Source organism: Phycisphaeraceae bacterium, from assembly GCA_019454185.1.
GTDB lineage: Bacteria > Planctomycetota > Phycisphaerae > Phycisphaerales > UBA1924 > JAHBWV01.
The window spans coordinates 763,461-789,051 of record CP075368.1 but is presented as its reverse complement, the minus strand read 5'-3'; the positions used below and the strand labels follow the sequence as shown (position 1 = coordinate 789,051).

General features: G+C 63.7%; 21 protein-coding genes. 14 read left to right on the top strand and 7 right to left on the bottom strand.

From position 1 onward, the window contains the following. Positions 1-2: 2 nt before the first annotated feature. Entirely contained in the window at positions 3-980 is a 978-nt protein-coding gene (locus KF838_03180) for an iron ABC transporter permease (GenBank protein ID QYK48859.1), read from the bottom strand. Between the two features lie 98 nt (positions 981-1,078). On the opposite strand from KF838_03180, the gene KF838_03175 reads away from it, so the two are divergent. After that, the gene (locus KF838_03175; protein QYK48858.1) at positions 1,079-1,525 is read left to right on the top strand and encodes a F0F1 ATP synthase subunit epsilon; all 447 of its coding nucleotides are present in this window, start codon (positions 1,079-1,081) and stop codon (positions 1,523-1,525) included. Between the two features lie 18 nt (positions 1,526-1,543). On the opposite strand, the gene smpB is transcribed toward KF838_03175, so the two are convergent. Next, positions 1,544-2,023, bottom strand: a complete 480-nt coding sequence (gene smpB / locus KF838_03170) for an SsrA-binding protein SmpB (GenBank protein QYK48857.1) — start codon at positions 2,021-2,023, stop codon at positions 1,544-1,546. Positions 2,024-2,124: 101 nt separating this feature from the next. Here smpB and KF838_03165 point away from each other — a divergent pair, with 101 nt between their 5' ends. Together KF838_03165 and KF838_03160 are read left to right on the top strand one after the other, a co-directional pair. Continuing rightward, positions 2,125-2,853 carry a hypothetical protein gene (locus KF838_03165; GenBank protein QYK48856.1) on the top strand — a complete coding sequence of 243 codons (729 nt, stop codon included), beginning with the start codon at positions 2,125-2,127 and terminating at the stop codon, positions 2,851-2,853. Next, the gene (locus KF838_03160) at positions 2,850-3,482 is read left to right on the top strand and encodes a LemA family protein (protein ID QYK48855.1); all 633 of its coding nucleotides are present in this window, start codon (positions 2,850-2,852) and stop codon (positions 3,480-3,482) included. The genes KF838_03165 and KF838_03160 overlap by 4 nt, the downstream gene beginning before the upstream one ends. A 9-nt stretch (positions 3,483-3,491) precedes the next feature. On the opposite strand, the gene KF838_03155 is transcribed toward KF838_03160, so the two are convergent. From KF838_03155 to KF838_03140, 4 genes are all read right to left on the bottom strand, one after another. Further along, entirely contained in the window at positions 3,492-4,226 is a 735-nt protein-coding gene (locus KF838_03155) for a fumarylacetoacetate hydrolase family protein (GenBank protein QYK48854.1), read from the bottom strand. A gap of 23 nt (positions 4,227-4,249) precedes the next feature. Then, complete coding sequence (locus KF838_03150; GenBank protein ID QYK48853.1) at positions 4,250-5,179, bottom strand: hypothetical protein; 930 nt, start codon at positions 5,177-5,179, stop codon at positions 4,250-4,252. Between the two features lie 65 nt (positions 5,180-5,244). Then, positions 5,245-6,135 carry a serine/threonine-protein phosphatase gene (locus KF838_03145; protein QYK48852.1) on the bottom strand — a complete coding sequence of 297 codons (891 nt, stop codon included), beginning with the start codon at positions 6,133-6,135 and terminating at the stop codon, positions 5,245-5,247. Between the two features lie 122 nt (positions 6,136-6,257). Beyond that, positions 6,258-7,415: a cobalamin-dependent protein gene (locus KF838_03140; GenBank protein QYK48851.1), complete on the bottom strand. Its 1,158-nt coding sequence runs from the start codon at positions 7,413-7,415 to the stop codon at positions 6,258-6,260. Positions 7,416-7,550: 135 nt separating this feature from the next. On the opposite strand from KF838_03140, the gene KF838_03135 reads away from it, so the two are divergent. From KF838_03135 to KF838_03085, 11 genes are all read left to right on the top strand, one after another. After that, a complete protein-coding gene (locus KF838_03135; protein ID QYK48850.1) occupies positions 7,551-8,510 on the top strand; it encodes a hydroxymethylglutaryl-CoA lyase in 960 nt (319 codons plus the stop codon). Further along, positions 8,507-9,253, top strand: coding sequence for an enoyl-CoA hydratase/isomerase family protein (locus KF838_03130; GenBank protein QYK48849.1), 747 nt, complete (start codon positions 8,507-8,509; stop codon positions 9,251-9,253). Before KF838_03135 ends, KF838_03130 begins: the two co-directional genes overlap by 4 nt. Positions 9,254-9,470: 217 nt before the next feature. After that, complete coding sequence (locus KF838_03125; protein ID QYK48848.1) at positions 9,471-14,798, top strand: S8 family serine peptidase; 5,328 nt, start codon at positions 9,471-9,473, stop codon at positions 14,796-14,798. Positions 14,799-14,901: 103 nt separating this feature from the next. Beyond that, complete coding sequence (locus KF838_03120; protein ID QYK48847.1) at positions 14,902-15,657, top strand: enoyl-CoA hydratase/isomerase family protein; 756 nt, start codon at positions 14,902-14,904, stop codon at positions 15,655-15,657. A 72-nt stretch (positions 15,658-15,729) separates the two neighbouring features. After that, complete coding sequence (locus KF838_03115; GenBank protein ID QYK48846.1) at positions 15,730-16,656, top strand: enoyl-CoA hydratase/isomerase family protein; 927 nt, start codon at positions 15,730-15,732, stop codon at positions 16,654-16,656. 93 nt (positions 16,657-16,749) lie between these two features. Beyond that, positions 16,750-18,771: an acyl-CoA dehydrogenase family protein gene (locus tag KF838_03110; protein ID QYK48845.1), complete on the top strand. Its 2,022-nt coding sequence runs from the start codon at positions 16,750-16,752 to the stop codon at positions 18,769-18,771. 141 nt (positions 18,772-18,912) lie between these two features. Further along, a complete protein-coding gene (gene pdhA / locus KF838_03105; protein ID QYK48844.1) occupies positions 18,913-20,040 on the top strand; it encodes a pyruvate dehydrogenase (acetyl-transferring) E1 component subunit alpha in 1,128 nt (375 codons plus the stop codon). Between the two features lie 10 nt (positions 20,041-20,050). Beyond that, positions 20,051-21,154, top strand: coding sequence for an AAA family ATPase (locus KF838_03100; protein ID QYK48843.1), 1,104 nt, complete (start codon positions 20,051-20,053; stop codon positions 21,152-21,154). A 58-nt stretch (positions 21,155-21,212) separates the two neighbouring features. After that, entirely contained in the window at positions 21,213-22,193 is a 981-nt protein-coding gene (locus KF838_03095; protein ID QYK49809.1) for an alpha-ketoacid dehydrogenase subunit beta, read from the top strand. Between the two features lie 9 nt (positions 22,194-22,202). Beyond that, positions 22,203-22,436, top strand: a complete 234-nt coding sequence (locus KF838_03090) for a hypothetical protein (GenBank protein QYK48842.1) — start codon at positions 22,203-22,205, stop codon at positions 22,434-22,436. Positions 22,437-22,487: 51 nt separating this feature from the next. After that, positions 22,488-23,912, top strand: a complete 1,425-nt coding sequence (locus KF838_03085; protein QYK48841.1) for a 2-oxo acid dehydrogenase subunit E2 — start codon at positions 22,488-22,490, stop codon at positions 23,910-23,912. A 13-nt stretch (positions 23,913-23,925) separates the two neighbouring features. Here KF838_03085 and KF838_03080 read toward each other — a convergent pair whose 3' ends face one another. Further along, complete coding sequence (locus KF838_03080) at positions 23,926-25,548, bottom strand: Na/Pi cotransporter family protein (GenBank protein QYK48840.1); 1,623 nt, start codon at positions 25,546-25,548, stop codon at positions 23,926-23,928. Positions 25,549-25,591: the final 43 nt, after the last annotated feature.

The following is a 25,591-nucleotide window of genomic DNA, read 5'->3' as shown; positions in this document are numbered from 1 at the left end:
CCTCACCCTCCCCACGCCCCGACCCCGCGCCGCAGCATCAGGATCAACACCGGCGCGCCAAGCAGCGCAGTCACAACCCCGACAGGCAGACGTCCGTACTCCAGACTCACAAGTCTGACAACCACGTCCGCACCGATCAACATCGTCGCTCCGACCAAAAGCGTCCCGACGACCAGCGTTCGATGCGATGGCCCCACCAGCGACCTCACCAGATGCGGACACACCAATCCCACAAACCCGATCGGCCCCCCGAGCATCACCGCAACCGCAGTCAGCAGCCCCGCGAGCAGAAACATCAGCACGCGAAGCGCGCGCACTCGCACACCCACAGACGCCGCCTCTTCATCCGACATCGACGCCGCATCCAGCGATGGACCCAGCCGAATCACCACCAAAGATGCACTGGCCACCACTCCGGCCCCGACCACCACAACCCAACCGGGCATCTGCTCATCGAGCGAGCCGACCATCCATCGAATCGCCGAGCGTGCCGGATCGGGCGGCATCAGATGCTGCACCAAGAGCCCCATGCTCGTCGCCACAATCCCCACGCACACGCCAATCAACACAAGTGCAATCGGATCTCCGCGCCCCCGCCGCCGGGCAAGCGAACCGACAATCGCAAGTGTCACAAGCGCCCCGACCACCGCCGCCGGACCGAACATCACCGGCGACAGCGTCTGCCCTCCACTGTAAGCCAGGTACGACGCAACCAGCACCCCGAGCCCCGCACCCGAAGCAACGCCCGTCAGATCAGGCGACGCGAGCGGGTTCCGCAGGAATGTCTGAAGCAACACGCCAGCAACCGCGAGCCCACCCCCACACACCGCCGCCAGAGCCACCCGGTGCCAACGCAGCGAGAGCACCTCCGGGTCACGAGGCCACACCAATCCCTCCGTGCCAAGCAGCAGCCGCACCCACGCCACCGCCACAAGACCGGCTCCGAAGACCGCGATGATGGCATAACGTCGGCTCAGCACTTCAGGAGCGTACCTCCGCCGCACAGGGGCCGGAGCCGGATTTCGCGACTATCATCGCTCCCTCTTGGCACACCCATGCCCCGGATCGGAGCTGACACATGGCCTCGAAGACCTTTCGCTGCCGCCTCGTAACCCCCACAGAGTCACTGCTCGACGAGCAGGTCTCCTATGCCTCTATCCCCGCGTGGGACGGGCTCTTCGGCATCCTTCCCGGCAGAGCGCCCATCGTCGCCAGACTCGGTCTCGGTGAACTCTCCCTGCGCTTCGCCGACGCAAGCACAACCGGCGGAACGCGCTCCTACCTCGTCGATGGCGGCTTCGTCCAGATGGCTGGCGACACACTCACGATTCTCGCAGAGCGTGCCACCCCCACCGAGACCCTCGTCGAAGCAGAGGCACAAGCCGAACTCGACGCCGCCTCCAAGAAATCACCATCACAAAGCACCGGCGACCGCCAAGCCGAACTCGAACGAATCAACCGCGAAAAACGCCGGGCAGCCCTCGCTGTCAGACTCGCAAAGTCCGGTCGCGGCCGCGGCATCTAAGTCGCCACCCTTCTGCCCTCATAACCGCTTCCGCGACAACGCCCGATCGATGTCGCGTTTCGCCTCGCGCTCCGCGATCCCCTGCCTCTTGTCGTGTGCCGCCTTGCCCTCCGCAACACCGATCAGCACCTTCGCGTAACCGTTCTTGAAGTACAGCCGCAGCGGCACGATCGTCATGCCCTTCTGCATGACCTGCCGGTGCAACTTCAGAATCTCGGACTTGTGCGCAAGCAGTGTCCTCGCCCGATCCGCAACATGCTGGCGGCTCCCCGCAGGGGCATACTCCCCCACGGTCATGCCGAATAGCAGCAATCGTGGCGGATTCGGCTCCACCTTCACGTACCCCTCCGCCAGCGAGCAGTTGCCCGAGCGAATCGGCTTCACCTCCGTACCGTCCAGAACGATCCCCGTCTCCAGCGTGTCGTGGATGAAATAGTCGAACCGCGCACGGCGGTTCTCGATCGTCGGAGTGTCGTTCTTGGCCTTCTTCGCTGCCATGGCTTTATCAAAATCTCAACCGCGGTTCGTGCAACGATACGCATGAGATCAATGCTCGCACGCCGATCGATTCGGCTATCTTCCACCACACGGACACACCCATGGAAGCCGCACTCGTCATTCTGGGAGGAATCCTCGTCGTCGCGGGGCTCATCGCGATCGCCGTCCAGGTCCACAAAGCCCACCTGCGCCGCCTCGCCGCGCTCCGCGCCTTCGCCGATTCAATGGGCTGGACATTCTCCACCCAGCAAGACCGCTCGCACGACGACGAGTACGCCCACTTCGCCGCATTCCGCAGAGGCACCAACCGACACGCCTTCAACACCTTGCAAGGCCCCCTGACGATCGGCAATCACACCTATCGCGCCAAGGCGGGAGACTTCTACTACGAGGTCCAGCACTCAGACGGCAAGAACACCTGGACAAGCCGGTACACCTTCAGCTACCTCATCCTCGTCTCTCCATTCCCTCACATCCCGGACATGTACATCCGACGAGAGGGCGTACTCGATAAACTCGCCGGCATGCTCGGATTCGACGACATCGACTTCGAATCAGCCGAGTTCAGCCGCCGGTTCCACGTCTCCGGACGCGACAAGCGATTCGTGTACGACATCGTGTCGCCGCCGATGATGGAGCACCTGATGAAGTCACTTCCCGGGTTCATCGAGATCGAGCACGGCCGTTTCCTCATCACCGACGCCACCACCCGATGGAAGCCCGAGCATTACCCGTCGATGGTCAACTGGTCAAAGAGCTTCTTCGAGCTCTGGCCTCGCCACGTCATCAAGCAACTCGAAGAGGCCTCCGCGTCGGGGAGAAGAGCATGACGCTCGCCGCAACAGACTCCGGGCTCATCCTGATCATCGTCGGAGCGGCAATCGTCCTCCTCCCGTTGATCTGGCTCATCGCAACCTTCAACCGCCTCGTGCGCACGAGACAGCACATCAAAGAGAGCTGGGCCGACATCGACGTCGAACTCAAGCGACGCTACGACCTGATCCCAAATCTGGTCGAGACGGCCAGGGGATACGCCTCGCACGAGCGTGCCGCCTTCGAGAGAGTCGCCGAACTCCGTGTCCGCGCAATGTCCAGCACCGGAGCGGCAAACACCCAGGCGCTCGACGAATCCGCCCTGCTGCTCGGGCTCAAGCAACTCTTCGTCGTCTGCGAGCAGTACCCAACCCTGAAGGCCGACGCGCACTTCCTCTCGCTGCAGCAGGAACTCGCCCTCACCGAAGACCGGATCGCCGCCGCCCGAAGGTTCTACAACGCCAACGTCAGAGAAATGAATCAACTCTGCCAGACCGTCCCGACAAACCTGGTCGCAGCGATCTTCGGGTTCAAGCCCGAATGCTTCTTCGAGCTCGCACGCGAGGCCGAGCGGGTCGTCCCCCGCATCCACGCCGCGTCCATGACACAACCAATGGTGCTCCCGGAACAGCCCGGCACAGACTGAGCCCGCCGCTCACCGCTCAAACACGACGCGATTCCGCAGCAACCCGATCCCATCGATCTCAACCTCAACGCTGTCCCCGTCTCGCAACCACACAGGCGGCTTCCTCGCCATCCCGACCCCGCTCGGCGTGCCCGTCAGGATCACCGTCCCAGGCAACAGCGTCGTCCCCTGCGACAGATCCGACACAAGCCGAGACACGCTGAAAATCATGTCACGCGTGTGCCCGTCCTGCATCAACTCCCCATTCACGCGGCAGCGAACCGCCAGGCCCTGCGGATCAGACACCGACGCCGCCGGCACGACAAACGGACCCAACGGGCAAAAAGTGTCGAACGACTTCCCGCGGCAGAACTGCCCGCCCGACCCCTCCTTCTGCCACCAACGCGCCGAGACATCGTTCGCACAGCAATACCCCAGCACATGAGACATCGCCCGCTCGACCGACACGTCTCGCGCCGCTCGACCGATCACAACCGCAAGCTCCGCCTCCCAGTCAACCTGATCCCGATCCTGGCAGATCTTCGGCACCACGATCTCATCCCCGTTCAGGCACGCCGCCATGATGTTCTTCGTGAACACCATCGGCCGATCGGGCACATCCGCCGCCTGCTCCTTCGCGTGCTCCGCGTAGTTCCGTCCGATACCGATGATGTGCCGAAGGGGCAGGAGACCAGAACCCGGCACCTGGAACGCGACGCCATCTGACATCCTGACGATCGGAATACGCACGCCCTGTGTCTCCATCGCTCGCTCCAATTCCACCGAACTCAGATCGCATCGATCTCGCCCGGATCAACGCACAATCCCGCCGCCGCGCCACGGGCAAAGAGGGTTCGCAGCGATCTCACCCCCTCCTCTCCCATGTCAATGGTCTGCTCATTCACATACATCGAGAGGTACCGCTCCAGCAGACCCGGCTCCTTCCACTCAGGCCGCTCATCGCTCCGCGCCAGCAGAAACGCGCGAGTGAGTTCGCCGTGATCGATCGCGTACCGCACGGACTCCCGAAGCAGATGCGCAACCGTCTCGCTCGTCCCCACACCAAAGCGAGCGTCCAGATCCCTGCGCATCACATTCAGGCCCAGCGGCAGCGGCCCACCCGCCCACGCCATCCACGCCGGACCGAGTTCCAGAATCGTGCGCAGCCCCAACACTTCAGGGTCGAGCTGGGCCTCATGAATCAGCAGGCCCGCCGCAACCTCGCCGCCGAACACCGCCTCTGGAATCGCGTGAAACGGCATCTCACGCGTCGGAAACGCCCGCTCCGCCAGCACACGCAGCGCGAGGTACGCCGTCGTGTGACGCCCGGGAATTGCGATCATGCCGCCACCCGAGTCGCACGCACAAAGCGCCGCATCCAGAGAATCAATCCGCGACGACGCCGACGCCACCAACTTCGGCCCATACGCCCCGCCGATCGAAGCGCCGCACCGCGTGACGCGGTACACACCCGATATGCCCGGGTATGCGCCCGCGGAAATCGCCGTGATATCCAGATCCCCTCGCTCGATCGCTCGCAGATTCAATTCCTGAATATCCGCGGCAAGCGTCTCAAACCGAAAGCCCCGCGTGTCGATCGCCGGCTCGCACACGCCCCCCGACAACGGAGCACCCGAGCGATCACGCATCCCCGTGAGAGGCCACCACATCGCCATATCGTCGGCGTCCGGAGAATGTGCGAGCGACAGCGTGATCATCGCGCCAGAGGATAGCTTCGCACGAGCCGACATCGCCAGAGACCAACAACCCTCCGAACGATCGCTCAATCCACGGCCGCGTTGCCCGAATGCCTCATCCTTCCGAACGAAGGCATCGCACGCACACCCGCACGCAGTCGCGCCGCCCCGGCGCTCACCAGCCCACTCGCAATCATCCGAAAGCTCGCCCGGCTCTCGATGTCGTTCGGCGAGATCGCCATGATCGTCGTGTCGTCCATCGCCGGCAGCCCGCCGCGATACGCCGCAACGCCATCAACCACCCGCCGCACCAGCTGCGACCCATCCGTAGCGTGGACCGACCGCACAAGTTCGAGCAGTCCCGACTCTCCGAGCATCCGCCCATCCGACGCCGCGGCCTCGATCAGAGCATCCGTATAGAACAGCACCACATCGCCAGCCCCCAGCTTCACTCGCACCTGCGAGTACGACCCCTCCGCATCGATGCCGAACGGCAGATCATCGCCACCCCCCAAATCCTCTCCTGCCGCCGAATCGTCGATGCTGATCCTCCCCCACTCCTTCGTCGCGGCCCGATACACCAAGGGCCTCGGATGCCCCGCGTTCGAGATCACCAACGATCGCGTAGGAGCCCAATACGTCGCAGCGACCGCCGTCGCGAACGAACCACCCGCGTCCGAATCCGTGAACGCACGGTTGAGCCCCCGCACCATCCGCATCGGATCCACAACATTGATATGCCGGCGCATCAGATCTCTCAGAGACTGCGCAATCGAGGCCACAGACTCCCCATGACCGCTCACATCCGCAAGAAGCACACGCGCGATCCGACCGGTCGCGCAACTCGACAGATAGTGGATATCGCCCCCGGCAGTGCTCGCACCATGTGGAATTGAGAGCACGACCGCATCCAGCCCGGCCATCGAAACCGTTCGATCCGTGGGCTCGTTCCCCCCCCACACCTCGAGGCATTGCATTCGTTCGGCATGGTTCCGCACCGACATCAACTCCTTGAGATCCCAAGAAGTCAGATGCCCCTCGCGCCCGAAAGATGCTCAGGATTCCATGGTTCGCCCGGATTCCGCGCTCGTCGCCGGGTTCAAGCCATCAGGGCATCGAGCAGTTCCGACACACCCTTGCCCTGCGTCGCGATGGTTTCGATCACCGACCGCCGACCCGCAACATCCCGAAGGTCCCTCATCAACTCGTTCTCTCCGGGATGATCCGCCTTGTTGCACACGAACACGTCGGCGATCTCCAGTATCCCCGCTTTATCCATCTGCACCGCGTCCCCCATCCCCGGCGTGAGCACCACCGCCGTGCGATCCACGTGCTTGCGGATCCGCGTCTCATTCTGACCGGCACCGACAGTCTCGACGAACAGCATCTCATACGACCGCTCGCCCTCATACGCCCCGCCGATCAACCCCACGATCTCATCCAGCGCGTGATAATCCTCACCGCTGATCGCAAGCGAACGGTAATACACAGTCTCATCGACCGCGTTGAAATCCACCCGCAGCCGATCCCCGAGCAGCGCGCCCGATGTAATCGGACTCATCGGGTCAAACGCCACGACAGCGCACCGACCGAGCGTCGGATCCTGCTTCGCACGCCGGCTGTACTCCCCGACCAACTGCGCAACCAACGTCGACTTCCCCGCTCCCGGCGAGCCCGTCACCCCCACCACGCGCCGAGGCCGACGCTTCACCCGCTCCGCCCCGACACCAAGCCCGGCGTGCACAAGCGAGATATCCCTCGCCAGCTGCGCCGTCCCGTGACCGCTCTCCACCTTCGCCGCCAACGGACGCACCGCGCCCTTGACCGCCTCAACGATCTGCTCAAGCCCCGTCCCCGTCGTGAAGCACTTCTGCACGCCCAACTCCAAAAGACGAGTAATGTCTTCCTGAGGCAGAATCCCACCCATATACACGGGGATGTCCCCACGACCCAGATCCCGCAACGACTCCACAAGCCGAGGCCCGAGCGCGAGGTGTGAGTTCGACATCATCGATGCAGCGATCACATCGCAATCCTCGTCACGCGCGGATATCGCCAGCGAGCGAGGCGTCTGCCACAGCCCCGAATAGATCACATGAACGCCCGAGTCTCTCAGCGCTCTCGCGATCACCTTCACACCGCGATCATGACCGTCAAGACCCATCTTCCCCAGCAGCACACGCGGCCGATGCGGCATACCCGCACAGCGGTCACGCTTCTCAAACTCGCTCGTCGCATGGTTGATCGTGCTCGGCATGGACAATACTCCGCGTGGCGAACCCACAGACAGGCCCAGAACAGAGCATAGCCGCCAGAGCATCCGCCGCGACCGCCCACGCATCGAGTCCGACGAATTGGCACCATTCCAACGGGCTTGTTAGCATCACCCCGAATGCACGATCTCGTACGAATCACCGACGTCTCGCCTCGCGATGGGCTCCAGAACGAGCCAAGGACTGTCCCCACCAGACTCAAGGTCGAACTCGTCCGCTCGCTCTGCGAGGCCCGCGTGGACGAGATCGAGATCTCGAGTTTCGTCTCGCCGAAGTGGGTCCCCCAGCTCGCCGACGCCTCCGAGGTCTTCGCCTCCCTCCGCAACCAGAAACCAGATGGCATCTCGTTCTCCGCACTCGTGCCGAACGAGAAGGGGCTCCAGGCAGCACTCGCAGTCAATCAGAACGCCGGCGAACGCCTCATCGACAAGATCTCAATCTTCACCGCCGCGTCCGAGACCTTCTCGGCAAAGAACACGAACGCGACGATCGCCCAGACGATCGAACGCTTCAAGCCCGTCATCGATCGCGCCAAGGAAGCAGGCATCCGAGTGCGTGGCTACGTCTCATGCATCATCGCATGCCCCTTCGAAGGACCGATCCCTCCCGAACGCGTCACAGAAGTCTCCGCTCGCCTTCTCGACATCGGCATCGACGAACTCGACCTCGGCGACACGATCGGAGCAGCCACCCCAGACCGCCTCCGAGACCTCCTCCTCACCGTTCGCGATCGACTCGGAGATCGCCTCGATATCACCGGCGAACAGAAACATCACACGCCGATCCCCACCATCATCCACCTGCACGACACCAACGGGCTCGCCGCGTCATGCGTCCCAGTCGCCCTCGACCTCGGAGTTCGCTGGTTCGACGGGTCCGCCGGAGGACTCGGCGGCTGCCCATACGCCTCGACTCCCGGCAAGAGAGCCCCCGGCAACATCTCCACACTCTCGCTCGTCGAAGCCATCGAACGCCACGGCCTGCGGACCCGAGTCAACAAAGACCGACTCGCCGCAGCATCCACTCTTGCTCGCCGATTGCTCGACTCCGAAGATCCCACCCCGGGGCCGCAACCATGATGACGTCGGCAACATCCGACGGAATCGCCGTCCTATCGCTCGCACGACCCGAGCGACGCAACGCCCTCACCCCGGACATGCTCGATCAACTCGCCGACATGGCTCTCTCGCTCGGCAACACCGCGCAAGTATTGCTCCTGACCGGCCAAGGCCCCTGCTTCTGCGCTGGCTTCGATCTCGATCTCTGCCGAGACGATGCTGCATCAGACGTGCTTCGCTCGCTCCTGACCGGACTCTCCCGGGCGATCCAGTCCCTGCGCGACCAGCCCAGCCCCGTCGTGATGGCGGTACACGGAGCCGCCATCGCCGGGGGATGCGCCCTCCTCGGCGGAGCCGACATCGTCATCGCCGAGCGTGAAACAAAGCTCGGTTACCCCGTCACCCGGCTCGGCATCTCCCCAGCCGTCAGTTCCCCGTTCATGGCCGCGCAACTCCCTCCCGGGACAATCAGATCCATGCAACTCGACCCCGGACTCATCCCGGCATCCACCACCCACACCTCTGGACTCCTCTCTGAACTCGTGGATGGGGACGCCGCGACAATCGAACGAGGCATGGCAGTGGCGAGAACGCTCGTCTCCAAACCCCAAGAGGCACTCCGCTCGACCCGCAGACTCATGCAGTCGCTCTCTGAATCCGCTCCAGAGACCGCACGGCTCGGGCTCGCGGCTTCACTCGGGCTTATCGGCGGCCCCGAGCAGCTCGAAATGCTCCCAAGGGCATGGAAACCCAAGGCCCCCTGAGCCCTTCGCCCCCGAAGGGAAAGATTCGGGTATCCGGAACCGCGTGCATTGACAACGCGAACACGCTATCATGGGGTAGGGAAACGCGGGCCGGCCTCGGCAAGAGGCGTCGGCCTGCGTCGCAGGGCCAGGATGCTCAGCGCTAGTTGGGCGTCCGGCTGCAGCACGCAGCCAGGCACGGACGGATGGACCCCGAAGAACGCGGGAGTTACTGATTATGCCGACTGTTCGGAACGACGCGAGGCGCGGCGATGGTCAGTCTGTAAAGCACACAGCGACCGGCATGATGGACTCGCTTGAGCAGCGCACACTCCTCTCAGGTGCCGACGGACTCGGCTCTCTGACGTGGTACGGCACGCCGCTCGACGTCAAGCAAGGTGCATGGGTCGTCTCCTTCGACGAGCCCCTCGGTGAGACCGAACTCCAAGCCAGGGTTCAGGAGGTCGCCTCCAAGCTCCGGATCGAGGTCGCCGATGTCCGGTCGATCGCCCGAGGCAGGTACGCCGCCTTCACCACCACCAACCGGATCACCGACCTCTCGGCGACCCGAACCGCCGGCATGGTCGATGGCGTGAAGTCCATCCTCCCCGACTTCGTCTCCAAATCATCCCGTATCCCCAACGACGAGTTCTTCACATTCCAGTGGGGACACGACAACACCGGCCAGTTCATCCCCGGTCTCGGGAATGGGCTGAACGATGCCGACGCCGACTCCACGAACGCGTGGGACATCACCATCGGCTCGCAGTCCGTCATCATCGCCGTCATCGACACCGGCGTCGATATCAACCACCCCGACCTCGCCGCCAACATCTGGCGCAACCCAGGTGAGATCCCGGGCAACGGAATCGACGACGACGGCAACGGCTTCGTCGACGACGTCTTCGGATGGGACTTCGGCGACCTCGACAACGATCCCTCAGACGAAAACGGACACGGCACCCATGTCGCCGGCATCATCGGCGCGGTCGGCAACAACGGCATCGGCGTCGCAGGTGTCGCGTGGAACGTCTCCATCCTCCCCATCAAGGCCGTTGACGAGTCGGGCACGTTCCCATTCTCGGCAACACTCGGCGCATACGACTACATCGTCACACTGAAGGAAGCCGGACACAACATCGTCGCCAGCAACAACAGCTACGGCGCGTTCGCACCCCTGGTCTTCGAGCAGTTCCTCCAAGACCAGAAAGACGCCATCCAGCGGACCATCGATGCAGGCATCGTCTTTGTCGCTGCCGCAGGAAACGACGGCGCGGACATCGACGCCATCGAAGAGCAGGACCGCACCGCATTCCCCGCCGGATACGACCTCCCCGGAATCATCTCCGTCGCTGCAACCGACAACTCCGACGGCCTCGCAGGATTCTCAAACTACGGCGCTCGCGAGGTCGATCTCGGCGCGCCAGGCGTACAGATCCTCTCGACAGTCCCCGGTGGCGGATACGCCTACTTCAGCGGCACATCCATGGCCTCGCCCTTCGTCGCCGGTGCTGTCGCCATGATCGCATCCGCCCGTCCAGGAGCATCGCCAGTCGAACTCCGAACCGCCCTCATGGACTCGACGGACCCGGTCCCCTCCCTCCAGAATCGCGTGCAATCCGGCGGCCGCCTCAACGTCTGGCGCGCCGTGCAGCTCATCAGCCGCGACGGCCCCGTCGTCACCTCCTTCGCACCAGGACCCGTCTTCGGCCAGCTCTTCTCAACCGGCCAGCCCGTCGACACCCTCACGCTGACGTTCAACAAGCCCATCGACTCCAGCTTCCTCGGAACCGCGGGCGTCTCCGTCATCGGCGCAGGTCTCGACGACATCTTCGGCAACGGCGACGACATCACCATCCCCGTCTCCGCAGTCGCCGTCAGCGGATCAAACCCGAATGTCGTCACCGTCACACTCAACCTGAGCGGATTCCCCAGCCAGCGCCTCCCCCTCGACATCTACCGTATCACCATCGACGACTTCTTCTTCAGAGACACCGCCGGCAACTACCTCAACGGAAACACCTCCGGCGGATTCGACACCACGCTCAATTTCCGCGTCGTTCCTGTCAGCGGCACCTACGAGCCCAACGACGTTCTTCTCAACGCCATTCCCGTCACCTTCGATGTCAGCGGCAAGGCATCCTTCACCGGGCTCCGCATCGGTGACGGCCTCCAATCGACCCTCGACGTCGATCTCTTCCGCATCGACATGCCCAAGGGCGGCCTCATCACCGCCGAAGTCGTAGCAAAGCGCCTCCCGGTCGCCTCGACACTCGACTCGTACATCCGCCTCTTCGACGCCTTCGGGCAGCAGATCGCCGCGAACGACCAGTTCTTCGGACAGGATGCCTACCTCGACTACTTCGTCAGCACGGGTGGCACCTACTACATCGGCGTCTCCGGCTTCGGAAATCCGAGCTACAACCCAACCCTCGCCGGCAGCGGATCGTCACAGTCCACGGGCGTCTACAACCTGCTCGTCGGCTCGACCCTCATCACCGACGATCGAGTCACCGTCGAAGACTCACTCACGGCCCCCCTCCGCATCCCCGCAGTCGGCACACAGGGAGTCGCCACCAACTCCATCCTCGTCCGCGACACGCGCCAGATCCTCGACCTGAACGTCCGCGTCAACATTGAGCACACATTCGTCGGAGACCTCCGCCTCATCCTCACCGCCCCAGACGGCACCGAGACAGTCCTCTTCAACCGCCGCGGCTCATCCGGCATCAACATCACCAACACCTTCTTCGACGACGAGGCCGCCAACGCCATCTCCGGAGGAACCGCCCCCTTCACCGGCGCGTTCCGCCCCGATCAGCCCCTCAACCGCTTCGACGGAAAGTCCGCCGCAGGCACGTGGACCCTCCGAATCGTCGACACAACCTCGCTCAACGACGGGCAGTTGCTCTCGTGGTCCCTCGACTTCACTCTCAGGAACGACGTCTTCGGTGCCCTTGAATCCAACGACACGCTCGTCACCGCACGCGTCCTACAGGAAATCAACGGAAACGGTGCCGCAACCCGCAGCGCAAGCATCGGCGATGGCGGATTCGGCGTCCTCGACCGAGACATCTTCCGCTTCGTCGCCAGCCAGGGCACTACTCTCAACGCAACCGTCACCTCCGGCGGAAACCTCGACACAGCCCTCCGACTCTTCGATGCCGAAGGACGCGAACTCCGCTTCGCAAGTCTCGGCGGCACTCTCAACGCAGTCATCGACGACTTCGTCTTCTCCGAAGGAGGCGTCTACTACATCGCCGTCTCCGAAGCGTCGAATCTCAACTACGACCCCTTCGACGTCACTTCCGGCGTCGCGGCCGCCACCACCGGCACCTACACACTCAACGTCACCGTCGCCCCCGGCGTCAGCGATCAGCCGGTCGTTGTCAGAGGCAACAACGTCGCGGCGGGCGTCGGTTCCGACGGCACCCTCTTCGCCCGCGATTCAGAAGGCAACCCCGTCGGTCTCTCCTTCAACGACATCGAGTTCCTCTTCCCCTCCACCAACCCAGGGGTCACGAACTTCTACGGTGGCACGGCCAACGGCTACAACTTCCTCAACAACGGCACCATCGCCGCGTCGAGTCTCCCCGTCGTCCTCACCGACGAGAGCGAAGTCGGCAATCGGCGCGTCAGCGTCTCCGGGTCTTTCCGCGGGCTCCAGCTCAACCGCTCGATCGCCTACAGCAACAACGACAACTTCGCCGTGGTCGATGTCTTCTTCAGGAACACCACCTCCGCCAGCGTCGCGAACGTCGCATGGATGGAGGGGATGAAGCCATCGCAGGGCATCAACATCGGCGGCACCAGCACCCGCACCATCAACGATGTAGACCCCTCCGGCAAGGTCGCAACCGCCCGGTTCACAACCAACTCATTCGAAGAGGGACTCACCATCGCCCTCGCGGCCCCCGACGCCGACTCCCGCGCTGTCGCCTCGTTCCTCAATCTCGGCACAACCGTCCGCGATCCGCTCCAGTTGATCTCCTTCGGCGTCAACGACCCCAACGGCCTCTCCGCCGATCAGGTCATGACCATGGCGTTCGACATCGGCACCATCGCTCCCGGCCAGACCGCTTCCGTCCGCTACTTCGTCTTCTTCGGCAACACGCCCGCAGACGTCGACGGCATGCTCGCACAACTCAACAACGGCACCGGCACAGGCCACCTCACGGCGAACTCCGCTACGCCGCAGACCGAGATCCTCTCCGAAGGCACGCCCGTCCCGACGCTCCCCTATCGCGTCTACTACCCCGAGGGCTTCGCCAACAGCAAGACTTTCACCGCTATCCCCATCATGAACCCCAACGATGAGCCGACGCGTGTCGTCATCATCGCTCGCTACGCAAACGGCGAGCGTGACCAGGTCATCAAGGACGTCGTCATCGCCGGCAACAGCCGAGGCGGCGCAACCCTCGTCACCCCCACGCTCTTCGCGAACGACACACTCCTCGTCAGGAAGAACACCCCCTACGCCATCGAGATCCGCTCCGAGCGTCCCGTCGCCGCACAGTTCAGCCACTACGACGAGTTCATCCTGAAGGATCGGCGTGCCGCTATCGGCGAAGCGTTCACCAACCGCACCGACACGACATGGACGTTCGGCCAGATCGAGAAGGGCTCAAACGTCGCCGAAGCCCTCGTCTACTACAACACCACCGCCGAAACAATCAAGGTCACAAGCACCTTCTTCCCGACAGGTGGCGGCGCACCCATCGAGGTCGTCCAGCAGATCGAGGCCTTCCGCAGAGGCGGAATCAACATCCGCAACAACACCTCAATCCCCGCCGGCTCATACGGCGTGACCGTCACCGCCGATGTCCCCATCGTCGCATCGCTCTCCCACTATGGCCTCGACAACGGCAACGCCTACGGCATGGTCGGCACCCCCGGCGCAGGCACCGCCATCGGCGCTGTCCCCGAGGGCCAGCTCGGACTCAACAGCGTTGCCGAGGTCGTCGGCGTTCTCAACGCAACCGCAACCCCCGCCACGATCATCTTCTCCTTCCTCTATCAGGACGGCTCCGCCTACCGAACCTCGCTCAACGTTCCCGCTCGTCAGCACGCCGTACTCGACGTCGCCTCACTCCCCAACTTCCCACTCGGAACGCCATACTCCGTCCTCTATGAGTCTAACGTCGCGGTCTCCATGAGTCTTCCGACCCAGGCCTTCAATGACGGCCTCGCAACAAGCTTCAGCTCACAGGCATACACCTACTGGGGCTTCGGCGAGGGATACCGCCCACGCAACGACGGCATCGTCACCGAGTACCTCCGACTCTTCAACCCCACAACCGAAGACGTCGTCGTCGAGATCACGCTCCAGTTCGGCGGCGCGAGCGGCGTCGAAACCTTCAGACGAGTCCTCTCTCCCCGTCGAGTCGCGGAGTTCGACATCCACGATTTCGTCCTCGGAGAGCGGCGTAACTCACAGCAGTTCTACGGCATCACCGTCAAGGCCGCCTCACCAATCGTCGCCTACATGGGCCGCTACGACAGGTTCTTCCCCGGCGGCTTCGGCACGCTCGGCACACCGCTCGGCACCAGCCAGCTCGTCGTCTGAACACCACACGCTCAGCAATCCACCCCCACATCTGTCCCCCCGCGACCGAGCCACCCGGCTCGGTCGCTTTGTTTCCTGCTGCTCGCGTTGCTATAAACGACCTATGCCATCCCCGCTCTCGATCCTCTCCACCGAAGCCCGCGTCGCCACGCTCACCCTCAATCGACCGGACGCGCGAAACGCGATCTCGCTCGATCTTCTCGAAGCCATCGACCACTCACTCACAGAAATCGAATCCCGCAAGGATTCCCTCTCCGCCCTCATCATCACAGGCGCAGGTCGCTCCTTCTGCGCTGGCATGGATCTCAAAGCCGTCCTCGGCAACAACGCCCTCGCCCACGAACTCCTCACCCGCCTCGGCCTGCTCACCCTGCGACTCCGAAAGCTGCCCCTTGTCACCATCGCTCGCGTCAACGGTGCCGCAATAGGAGGCGGCTGCGGGCTCGCCTGCGTCTGTGATGTCGCCCTCACACACGAAGACTCGAAAATGGGGTTCCCCGAGGTCGATCTCGGCGTCTGCCCGGCCGTCGTCACTCCCTGGCTCGTACGCAAAATCGGTCCCGGACCCGCCCGCCGCGTGCTCCTCCTCGGCGGGCTCATGTCGGGAGCCGAGGCCGCCCAGGTCGGTATCGCCAACCGCGCCCTCCCCACACTCCAGGAACTGGATGTCGCCGTCACCGAAACCGCATCCAGGATCGCTTCCGGAGGCCCTCTCGCAATCGCCGCCACCAAGTCCCTCCTCAACGAGCTCGACGGCTCGCTCGACGAAGCACTCATCCGTCGCGCTGCGGATCTCTCCGCATCGGTGCTCGCGACCGACGATGCTCAGACACGCCTGAGACAGAAACTCTCAAACTGATCCTCCGCGGCTTCGCCCACTCGATCCCCCTCAGCGTGTGGGAATCGACCGCTTCGGGGCATAAACTCGGGAATGCCCCACGGAATGCCGCCACTCCCGATTCGGCGGCACGCGGACGGCCCCTGTCCGGGTGCCATCAGCATCGTGCTCGAACAGCCGGGTAAACCGGTCGTCGTGCTCGATCTCGAACTCATCCAACGTATCGAATCAACGCTCCGTCTCGTTCCTCGCGATGCGACCGGGCTCATCTTGGAATCGGCCAGCGAACGCGTCTTCGTCGCCGGTGCCGATCTGAAGTCCATCCGCGAACTCTCAGACGACCAACTCGAACGCTACCTCGCCTACGGATCGAAGGTCTTCGGTATGCTCAGCGCGTGCCCTTTCCCCACCGTCGCAGCCATCAACGGTGCCGCGCTCGGCGGCGGACTTGAGATTGCGATGCACTGCGACGCGCTCATCGCGTGCAAACCGCCGATGCGTGACGGCCAACCCGGCAAGCCCTACCCGGTCGGGCTGCCCGAATCCGGCCTCTCCATCTGTCCCGGCTGGGGCGGAGCCAGTCTGCTCCCCGCCCTGATGGACCCCGCAGAGGCCATCCGACGCACCGCCACAGGAACCCCCCTCACCTTCGACGAAGCCGTCAAACATAACCTCTTCTCAGAGGTCGCCGACGACCGCCACGAACTTGAAGAAACCTGCTTGGAGTGGCTCGCCCACAATCGGGGATCAACCCCCGCTCGCGATGGCCAACCACTCCGCTGGACCGGTCGCCCCGCGACACGCGCAGCCGTCCTCGCGGCTTTGGACTCCATACGTGCCGACCTCCCCGACACCGCGTCGGCAAGAGCAGTCGCCGCCGCCGTCGATGCGGGGCTCTCCGGGGGGTGGCAAGCTGCCCTCACCTCCGAACAACGATCGCTCGTGCATCTGAGGCACACCCCAGAAGCGATCAAAGCGATAGACGGTTTCTTCGCCAAGTCCGCAGGCCCCAAGGCCTAAGGTTGATTTCTTCCCGTTCGATCCGATTCGAACTTGTCACATCCACTCACTCGGCGCTGTTGAACGACTCGTCCGTTGTGCGGAGCACCTCGAATGGCTGATCTCAAGCAGATGAAGGGCATCTCGGAAGCCGACCGCAAGCTCCTCGAGCAGGCGGAAGAATGGCTCGGCGCAGAGCCCACAAACATGGGTCCCGTCAAGAACATCTTCTGGGGCAACGTGAAAGAGTCCTACTACTTCCCCTACCCCCAGCAGGACGCACGCGAACAAGCCGAGTGCGACCAACTGCTCGCCCGCCTCGACGAGTACCTCCGCAACGAGCATCCCGCCGTCGCCATCGACCAGGATCAGGAGATCCCACGCTGGGTCATCGATCGACTCTTCGAGATCGGCGTGCTCGGCATGACCATCCCCAAGGACTTCGGCGGCCTCGGACTCGGCATCACCTCCTACAACCGCGTCCTCGAACGCATCGGCATGTACTGCGGCTCCACCGCCGTCCTCGTCTCCGCACACCAGTCGATCGGCTGCAAGGCCGTCATGCTCTACGGCTCAGAGGAACAGAAAAAACTCTGGCTCCCGCACCTCGCCAAAGACTGGCTCAGCGCGTTCTGTCTCTCAGAACCCAACGTCGGCTGCGATGCGGGCGGCTGCGAAACCACCTTCACCAAAGACGAGAACGGCGACTACATCATCAACGGCGAAAAGAAGTGGGCGACATCCGGAGCAATCTCCGGCCTCTTCACCGTCATGGCCCGCGAAAGCCGACCCGACGGTAAGGGAAAGATCTCCGCACTCGTCTGCCACCCATGGCTCGAAGGCGTTGACATCTTCCAGAAAAACCGCTCCAAATGCGGCATCCGCGGCACATGGCAGGCCCGCATCCGATTCAACAACGTCCGCGTCCCCAAGTGCAACCTCCTCGGACAAGAAGGACGCGGGCTCCAGATCGCCCTCTCATGTCTCAACTACGGACGCTGCACCCTCTCCGCCGGAATGCTCGGCGGCGCGCGCCGCTGCCGCGACCAGGCCACAAAGTGGTCGCAGACGCGATTCCAGTTCGGGCTCCCCCTCGCGGACAAGGAACTCGTCCGCCAGCGCATCGCCCGAATGGCCGCGTACGACTACGCGATGGATGCAGTCCTCTATATGACGACCGGCATGCTCGATCGCCACGACGAGGACATCCAGGTCGAAACCGCCCTCTGCAAGGTCTTCTGCTCCGAGTACGGATGGCGAGTCGTCAACGACGCCGTGCAGATCATGGGCGGCGAGTCCTACATGACCGAGAACGAGGTCGAACGCATCTTCCGCGATTCGCGCATCAACCTCATCGTCGAGGGCGCAAACGACGTCATGCAGGCCTATATCTTCGGATACGGAGGCAAGCAACTCGCCGAGAAGATGCTCGCCGTCAAAGAAAAAGTCGACTGGGACAAGGACGAGTCCTTCGCCAAGAACCTCGCACGCATCACCCCCAACCTCCTCAAGCCCAAGATCATGCGAGCCGCAGTCCCGCTCGGTCTCGAAGTCTTCCTCGGCATCCGCCGACGCGTCCCCACCATCTCCTCCTCAACCATCGACTCCTCGCTCCGCCCCTACGCCGAGCGCATCTGCCGCATGGTCCAGGAGCACACCTACCAGTTCAAGATCACGAGCAAACGCTTCGAGGAACGCCTGCTCGTCCACCAGGCAGTCCAGGCAAGACTCGCCGACTGCGCCCTCCTCGCCCACGCCGCCCTCTGCACCCTCGCCAAGCTCGACTCCGATCTGAAGTCGCACGCCGGCAAGGGCAACGGTGCCGATCTCGAGTTCGAGCGCGATCGCGCCGCGGCCATCCACTTCCTCGACCTCGCCGAGTGCGAGTTCCACGCCAACATCCGCGCGCTCTACGACAACGCCGACGAGACCATGCTCAAGGCCGCCGACGCCGCGCTCAAGCACTCCGACGCGATGTCAAACAACCAGTTCATCATCTCCGAGCGTTCGCCGAATGCCAAGGGCTCAGGCCGCACGCCCAAACAGGACGGCATCAAACAGTTCCCCGGCGATCGGCAAAGCCAGTTCGCGCAAGCCCCCGCCGACCACCGTGCCCACGCCGCGTCCCACCAGTAGCCCGCAAAGCCGCTGGTGACACTCCGCGTGAGCGATCCCCCACCACACGCCACTCGCCGCGTGCCGTTTCTTCTCATCACGCGGGGCGCGATCGCCACCTTTCTGGCGTAAACTAGGACCGAACCCAGAGGAGCCCGGCTCATGCCCAGCCGCACCGTCTATTCGGCGTCCGTTGAGTACCTCCAGATCATGGACGAGGAGGGCCACGTCGACGCCAAGCTCGCCAAGGACACCCTCTCCGACGAGGAGATCCTGAAGCTCTACCAGTTCATGATCGACTGCCGCCAGCTCGACGAGATCGCCTTCAAGCTCCAGCGATCCGGACGCATGGGCACCTACCCGCAGAACAAGGGCCAGGAAGCCGCCGCCATCGGCTCCGGCTACGCCGCCAAGAAGGGCGTTGACTTCCTCGTCCCCTGCTACCGCGAGAACGCCGCCCTCTTCCTGCACGGCCTCCCCATGCACTACATCCTCCTTCACTGGATGGGCGACGAGCGTGGCAACCAGATCCCCGAGGGCGTCAACATGACGCCCCTCTCCATCCCCATCGGCACCCAGATGCTCCACGCCACCGGCATCGCCTGGGCCTTCAAGCTCAAGAAGGAGCCCCGCGTCACCATCACCTACTTCGGCGACGGCGCCACCTCCGAAGGCGACTTCCACGAGGCCATGAATTTCGCTTCCACCCTTCAGGTCCCCTGCGTCTTCTTCTGCCAGAACAACCAGTGGGCCATCAGCGTCCCGCGTGACCAGCAGATGAACTCCGCCACAGTCGCCCAGAAGGCCCTCGCCTACGACATGCCAACCATCCAGGTCGACGGCAACGACCTCCTCGCCGTTCACAAGGCCAGCAAGGATGCCATCGAACGCGCCCGCCAGGGCGGCGGCCCCTCCTTCATCGAGGCCGTCACCTACCGGCTGGCCGACCACACCACCGCCGACGACGCCCGTCGCTACCGCGACACGAAGGAAGTGGACGCATGGGTCGGCAAGGACCCCATGATCCGCCTCCGAAAGTACCTCGAACGCAAGAACCTCTGGTCCGACGAGAAGCAGAAGGCCGCCGAAGAGAAGGCCAAGGTCTTCGTCGCCGACGTCGTCAAGGCCGCCGAGACCATCGAGAAGCCCCTCATCAGCGACATCTTCGACTACACCTACGCCGAGATCCCCGAAGAACTCGAGCGCCAGAAGCGCACCATGCGCACCAGCTCGCTCGGCCAAGACCCTACCCAGGCCGGACTGGCAGACCATCAGTCAAGCGTGGCTTGAAGGGATCACCATGCGACACGTTGAGCATCTGTCGTTGCGAAGCTACAAGGCGATCAAGTCGCTCGATATCAATCTTGACGACCTGACCGTGATTGTCGGAATTAATGGCTCAGGCAAGTCAAGCTTGCTGTCATTCTTCCAGATGCTCGGATTCATGCAAACCGGCGCATTTCAATCCGAGTTCGTTCAGCAGCGATGCGGAGGCGCGAGCAAGGTACTGCACCACGGACCGAGCGTATCACGCATCATCGAGGCTTCAATGACGCTCCGTGCTGATCAAGGCACCAATCAATACAGCTTTAGCATCGCTCATGCGGCAGGAGATTCATTCGTATTCACCGATGAACGAGTAAGCTTCAAACGCACCGGCTCGACCCAGCCCGAAGCCGAGCATTCACTTGGTGCAGGCCATCGAGAATCTTCACTGCGATCGGCTTCTGAGGACGGCGTCAAGCCAGCAGGTGTAGTGCGATGGCTTTTGAACGGATGCCGTGCCTTTCAGTTCCACGACACCTCCCTGACGTCGCCGCTCAGGCAAAACTGCTCTGTCAATGACAATGTCACACTGAAGAGCAATGGCGGAAACCTCCCCGCTGTCCTTCTTGCGATACGAGATGGATATCCAGACGTCTACAAGGAAATTCGACGGCACCTCAGAGCCGCGATACCGCAGTTCGATGACTTTGTGTTAACGCCAATGGGCCTTGACAGGAGATCAATCCGGCTTCGATGGAAGGAGACATCGGTTTCCACCGAGTTTGACGTCGATCAAGCATCGGACGGAACGCTCCGACTGATGGCCTTAGTCACTCTCTTGCTCCAACCCTTGGAGCACCGTCCGAAGTTCATGGTGATCGATGAGCCCGAGTTGGGTCTCCACCCTCTCGCACTTCATGTCTTGAGCGGCTTGCTTCGAGGAGCCACAGAAAAATGTCAGGTCCTGATGGCCACTCAGTCCATGCCGCTCGTGCAAGACTTGATTGATGCGACTGGGCTCAATCCAGTCGTTGCCGAGAGTGTCGGAGGGCAAACCACAATGAAGAGATTGAGCCCGCTTAGCTTGGACCAATGGCTTGACTCGTTCTCAGTCGGATCGCAATGGAGCAATAGTTGAGTCCTGTCCACCTAGTAGTTCGCATTTCACGGAGCCGTCCATGCCCCGCACCGACATGATGAAAGAGAAGGGCCTCACCCTCGTCGACGCCATCAACGAGGCCCTCTACCAGGAGATGGAACGCGACGATCGCGTCGTCTGCCTCGGTGAGGACGTCGGACTGAACGGCGGCGTTTTCCGCGTCACCGACGGCCTCCAGAAACGCTTCGGCGCCGACCGCGTCGTCGACACGCCCCTTGCAGAGTCCGGCATCATGGGCACCGCCATCGGCCTGGCCATGGGCGGCATGCGTCCCATCCCCGAGATCCAGTTCGAAGGGTTCATGGGCCCCGCATACGACCAGCTCACCAACCACGCCGCACGCTATCGCACACGCTCACGCGGAGCGATCACCGTCCCCATGACCGTCCGCGTTCCCGTCGGCGGCGGCATCCACGCCCCCGAACTCCACTCCGACTCCCCCGAATCCATCTACGCCCACACGCCCGGCCTCAAGGTCGTCATGCCCTGCACACCCTACGACGCCAAAGGGCTCCTCCTCTCCGCCATCCGCGACCCCGACCCGATCGTCTTCTTCGAGCCCAAGCGCGTCTACCGCTCCTATCGCGAGCAGATCCCCGAAGACGAGTACACCATCCCCATCGGCCAGGCCAAGGTCGTCTCCGAAGGCACCGACATCACCGTCGTCTCCTGGGGCGCATCGGTCTTCGAGTGCCTCGCCGCCCTCGACAAACTCCCCGAAGATGTCTCCGCCGAGCTCATCGACCTCCGAACCATCTACCCCATCGACCAGGACACCATCATCCAGTCGGTCCAGAAGACCGGCCGCTGCGTCATCGTCCACGAAGCGCCCAAGACCTGCGGCATGGGCGCCGAACTCTCCGCCATCATCCAGGAACACTGCTTCCTGCACCTGAAGGCCCCCGTGCAGCGCGTCGCCGGCTTCGACACCGTCATGCCCTACTACAAGCTTGAGCTGGAGTACCTCCCCAACGCCGAACGCATCGGCGAAGCGATCGTTCAAACGCTTTCGTACTGAGAAGCCCGGATGCGGACGACCAACGCGATCATCTCGTTCATCGTCGTCTTCATCGGCTGTTTCTTTCTCGGCGGCTGGTTCCTGATGCCGCACCTTCCACCCGTTCCGCCCCGCCCCGTTACCGTCTTTGAACTGGAGTACTGGACGACAAACTGGGCGGGTGCTGTTCTCGGCCTCGTGCTCGGAGGGCTTTCAGCCCGCAGTGTCTTGAAGAAGGGACGCGCCCCACGCGCGCCGAAGTAGACCATGGGCCATCGCATGCGGATGGCTGGAAATCTGTAGGAGTTGCGACCAATGGCGCATCAGAAGTCCGCCGACCCCAACGTCTTCATCCTCCCCGATCTCGGCGAGGGTGTGCACGAGGCCGAACTCATCAAGTGGCGTGTACAGGTCGGCCAGACCGTCGCCGAGCACGACATCCTCGCCGAGATGGAGACCGACAAGGCCCTTGTCGAAGTCCCAAGCCCCCGCGCCGGCACCATCAAGGAGTTGCACGGCGTCGAAGGCGAGATCCAGCACGTCGGCAACCCCCTCGTGACGTACGTCGGTGACGCCGCCAGCGAGTCCAAGCCCGCGGCTTCCGCCAAGCCCGCTTCCTCCGGCCATGCCAACGGCGCCCACGCCGAGCCCGCCGAACCCGCCCATCGCGAGGACGCCGGCACAGTCGTCGGCAAGATGTCGGGCGAACTCGCCGGCATGTCCGCCGCTCCGGGCAAAGCCCTCGCCACCCCCGCCGTCCGCCGCCTCGCCCGCGATCTGAACATCGACATCGATCGCGTCAGCGGCTCCGGCATCGGTGGCCGCGTCACGGAGAAGGACGTCCGCGCCGCCGCATCCGGTGGCGCATCCGGTGGCCCCCGTTGCGATATGGCACAGCCGTCCATCCCCGCCGCCGCAACGACCACAACCTCGCGGACCCCGGCACCAGCACCGCGCACACCCGCGCCCGCCGCTCCGGCTCGCGCCGCAACGCCCGCTCCAGCTCCTCGCCCCGCCGTGACCTTCGCCCCCGGCGAAGCCGTCACACGTATCCCCTTCCGGGGCGTCCGCCGCACCATCGCCAACCGCCTTCGCGAATCCGTCAACCAGGCCGTCCACTTCAACGTCATGGACGAGGCCGATGTCTCCGCGCTCGACACCCTCCGCAAGAAGCTTGCCGCCGCGTCCGGCGAGAAGGTCTCATTCCTCCCCTTCGTCTGCTCCGCCGTCTGCCGCACGCTCTCCATGGACCAGTTCCGCGTGCTCAACAGCACGACCGACGATGCCAACGAAGAGATCATCCAGCACCGCGCGATCCATATGGGCATAGCCACCGACACCGACAACGGCCTCATGGTCCCCGTCGTTCGCGACTGCGATGCCCTCGGCGTCCTCGAGATCGGCCGCCACGTCAACCAGATCGCCTCCTCCGCTCGCGACCGCTCTATCCCGCGCGATCAGTTGATGGGCTCCACCTTCACCATCAGCAACGTCGGCTCATACGCCGGACGCTTCGCCACCCCGATCATCAACTACCCCGAGGTCGGCATCCTCGCCGTCGGCCGCACACGCGAGGGCGTCGTCGTCCGTAACGGCGGCATGTTTGTCGGCAAACTCATGCCCCTCTCGCTCGCCTGCGACCACCGCGTCGTCGATGGCGCGACCGCCGCCCTCGCCCTCGCAGAGATCGTCCGACTCCTCCAGGATCCCGAAGCCCTCCTCGCCCCTGCCCGCGGCTGAGCCGCCTCCGGCCCTACGTGGAATGATCGACACCGCCCATACTCTCCGAGTGGGCCTCATTCACTGCGCCCCCATCGACAGGCACGGGCTGAAGATGCGCCGTGGCTCGCCACGCATGGTACATCAATCGATCCAGCCACTTCAGCTCTTCGATCCACGCTGACGCCTGCGTCGGCGATGCCAACCCCGTGGCCGTGCGTTCAAGGATCGCCGCTCGCGTCCGCGTGCGAGCGTTCGCGATCCCCTTGCTCAACCTCCCGATCGCCTCGACATCGATCCCCTGCTCTCCCATCCCCCATCGCTGGATCTCGCCCAACCTGACACCCGCCTCGGCCCTGAGCTGTCTCAACTCATCTCCGGCATACCCATCCCCGCTACCCCGCGGCATCTCCCGCAGCGTCTCAATCCAACGTCCCAGATGGTCGATCGCGTGCATCACCGCAACCCGTGAAGCCACATGCGATCCCCCGCCATCTCCCGCCGTCTGCGTCAGAAACCCCGCCGCCTCACCCACCGCATGCCCCGCCGCATCCAGCTCCCGAAGTGCGACCCCTCTCTGTCCGCCAAGCACCCCCGCGCACTCCCTCGCGATGATCGCCGTCGCCTCGAGCAGCGTCCGTCTCGCCGCCTCCGGAGCAACCGAAGGCGTCTCACGAATCCGCGGGTCAAGGTGCGCAAGCATCGACGATCGACGCTCCGGCAGCATCCGCTCGATCAGCCGCGAAAACTGCCCGACCAGCGGCAGCAGAATCACCACGCCACACAGATTAAACAGCGTATGAAACATCGCGATCGCGATCGAGTCTCCATGCTCCCCAGCGTGCGCCCTCACCCACTCCGCACCCCATGTCAGCACGGAGAGCCCGCCCACCGCGATCGCCGCCGCAACTACATTGAACAGCACATGCGACAGCGCGGTCCGCTTCGCCGCCGTCGACCCTCCGATCGCCGCGATCGCAGATGTCACCGCCGAACCGATGTTCTGGCCGATCACGAGCGCCGCCGCCTGGTCCAACTCGATCGCGCCCGCGTGCAACGCCGTCAGCGTCGTCGCGACCGCCGCGCTCGAAGACTGCATCACCACTGTCATCGCCAGCCCGATCCCCACCAACGCAAGCCGCCCGAACAGTGTCGGCTGAGGCAGGTCCGAAGGGCTGAATCGCTCAGAGAGCCCCGACATGCCCGACTGGAGCGTCGCAAGGCCGACGAACAGAAGCCCGAACCCCGCGACCGCCAACCCAGACTGCGACAACCTTCCCCGCCCAAAGAGCCGCATCACCGCCCCGGCAAAGACCAACGGTAGCGCGAAAGCCCCGACCGACACCTTGAACCCGAGAAGCGAAACGAGCCACCCCGTGCTCGTCGTCCCGAGGTTCGCACCGAAAATCACCCCGACCGCCTGCGGAAACGTCAGCAGCCCCGCACTGACAAATCCGATCGTCGTCATCGTCGTCGCCGAAGACGACTGAACAAGCGCGGTCAGCACCGCCCCCCAGAACACCCCGCGCCCGGGGCTAGAAACGCGTCGCTCAAGAATCGCCCGCAGCGTCCCGCCGGCCGCCGCCTTCAGCCCCTCGGTCATGAGAGACATGCCGAGCAAGAACAGACCCACGCCGCCCAGTATCGTCCACATCATCGATCAGATGCTAAGTCACCTCTCGCCGCCGGGCATCCGCCGG

What these genes read in the sequence shown, in the direction of transcription:
- KF838_03175 (QYK48858.1), top strand. Translation starts at nt 1,079, where the DNA reads ATGGCCTCGAAGACCTTTCGCTGCCGCCTCGTAACCCCCACAGAGTCA.
- smpB (QYK48857.1), bottom strand. Translation starts at nt 2,023, where the DNA reads ATGGCAGCGAAGAAGGCCAAGAACGACACTCCGACGATCGAGAACCGC.
- KF838_03165 (QYK48856.1), top strand. Translation starts at nt 2,125, where the DNA reads ATGGAAGCCGCACTCGTCATTCTGGGAGGAATCCTCGTCGTCGCGGGG.
- KF838_03160 (QYK48855.1), top strand. Translation starts at nt 2,850, where the DNA reads ATGACGCTCGCCGCAACAGACTCCGGGCTCATCCTGATCATCGTCGGA.
- KF838_03155 (QYK48854.1), bottom strand. Translation starts at nt 4,226, where the DNA reads ATGGAGACACAGGGCGTGCGTATTCCGATCGTCAGGATGTCAGATGGC.
- KF838_03150 (QYK48853.1), bottom strand. Translation starts at nt 5,179, where the DNA reads ATGATCACGCTGTCGCTCGCACATTCTCCGGACGCCGACGATATGGCG.
- KF838_03145 (QYK48852.1), bottom strand. Translation starts at nt 6,135, where the DNA reads ATGCAATGCCTCGAGGTGTGGGGGGGGAACGAGCCCACGGATCGAACG.
- KF838_03140 (QYK48851.1), bottom strand. Translation starts at nt 7,415, where the DNA reads ATGCCGAGCACGATCAACCATGCGACGAGCGAGTTTGAGAAGCGTGAC.
- KF838_03135 (QYK48850.1), top strand. Translation starts at nt 7,551, where the DNA reads ATGCACGATCTCGTACGAATCACCGACGTCTCGCCTCGCGATGGGCTC.
- KF838_03130 (QYK48849.1), top strand. Translation starts at nt 8,507, where the DNA reads ATGATGACGTCGGCAACATCCGACGGAATCGCCGTCCTATCGCTCGCA.
- KF838_03125 (QYK48848.1), top strand. Translation starts at nt 9,471, where the DNA reads ATGCCGACTGTTCGGAACGACGCGAGGCGCGGCGATGGTCAGTCTGTA.
- KF838_03120 (QYK48847.1), top strand. Translation starts at nt 14,902, where the DNA reads ATGCCATCCCCGCTCTCGATCCTCTCCACCGAAGCCCGCGTCGCCACG.
- KF838_03115 (QYK48846.1), top strand. Translation starts at nt 15,730, where the DNA reads ATGCCCCACGGAATGCCGCCACTCCCGATTCGGCGGCACGCGGACGGC.
- KF838_03110 (QYK48845.1), top strand. Translation starts at nt 16,750, where the DNA reads ATGGCTGATCTCAAGCAGATGAAGGGCATCTCGGAAGCCGACCGCAAG.
- pdhA (QYK48844.1), top strand. Translation starts at nt 18,913, where the DNA reads ATGCCCAGCCGCACCGTCTATTCGGCGTCCGTTGAGTACCTCCAGATC.
- KF838_03100 (QYK48843.1), top strand. Translation starts at nt 20,051, where the DNA reads ATGCGACACGTTGAGCATCTGTCGTTGCGAAGCTACAAGGCGATCAAG.
- KF838_03095 (QYK49809.1), top strand. Translation starts at nt 21,213, where the DNA reads ATGAAAGAGAAGGGCCTCACCCTCGTCGACGCCATCAACGAGGCCCTC.
- KF838_03090 (QYK48842.1), top strand. Translation starts at nt 22,203, where the DNA reads ATGCGGACGACCAACGCGATCATCTCGTTCATCGTCGTCTTCATCGGC.
- KF838_03085 (QYK48841.1), top strand. Translation starts at nt 22,488, where the DNA reads ATGGCGCATCAGAAGTCCGCCGACCCCAACGTCTTCATCCTCCCCGAT.
- KF838_03080 (QYK48840.1), bottom strand. Translation starts at nt 25,548, where the DNA reads ATGATGTGGACGATACTGGGCGGCGTGGGTCTGTTCTTGCTCGGCATG.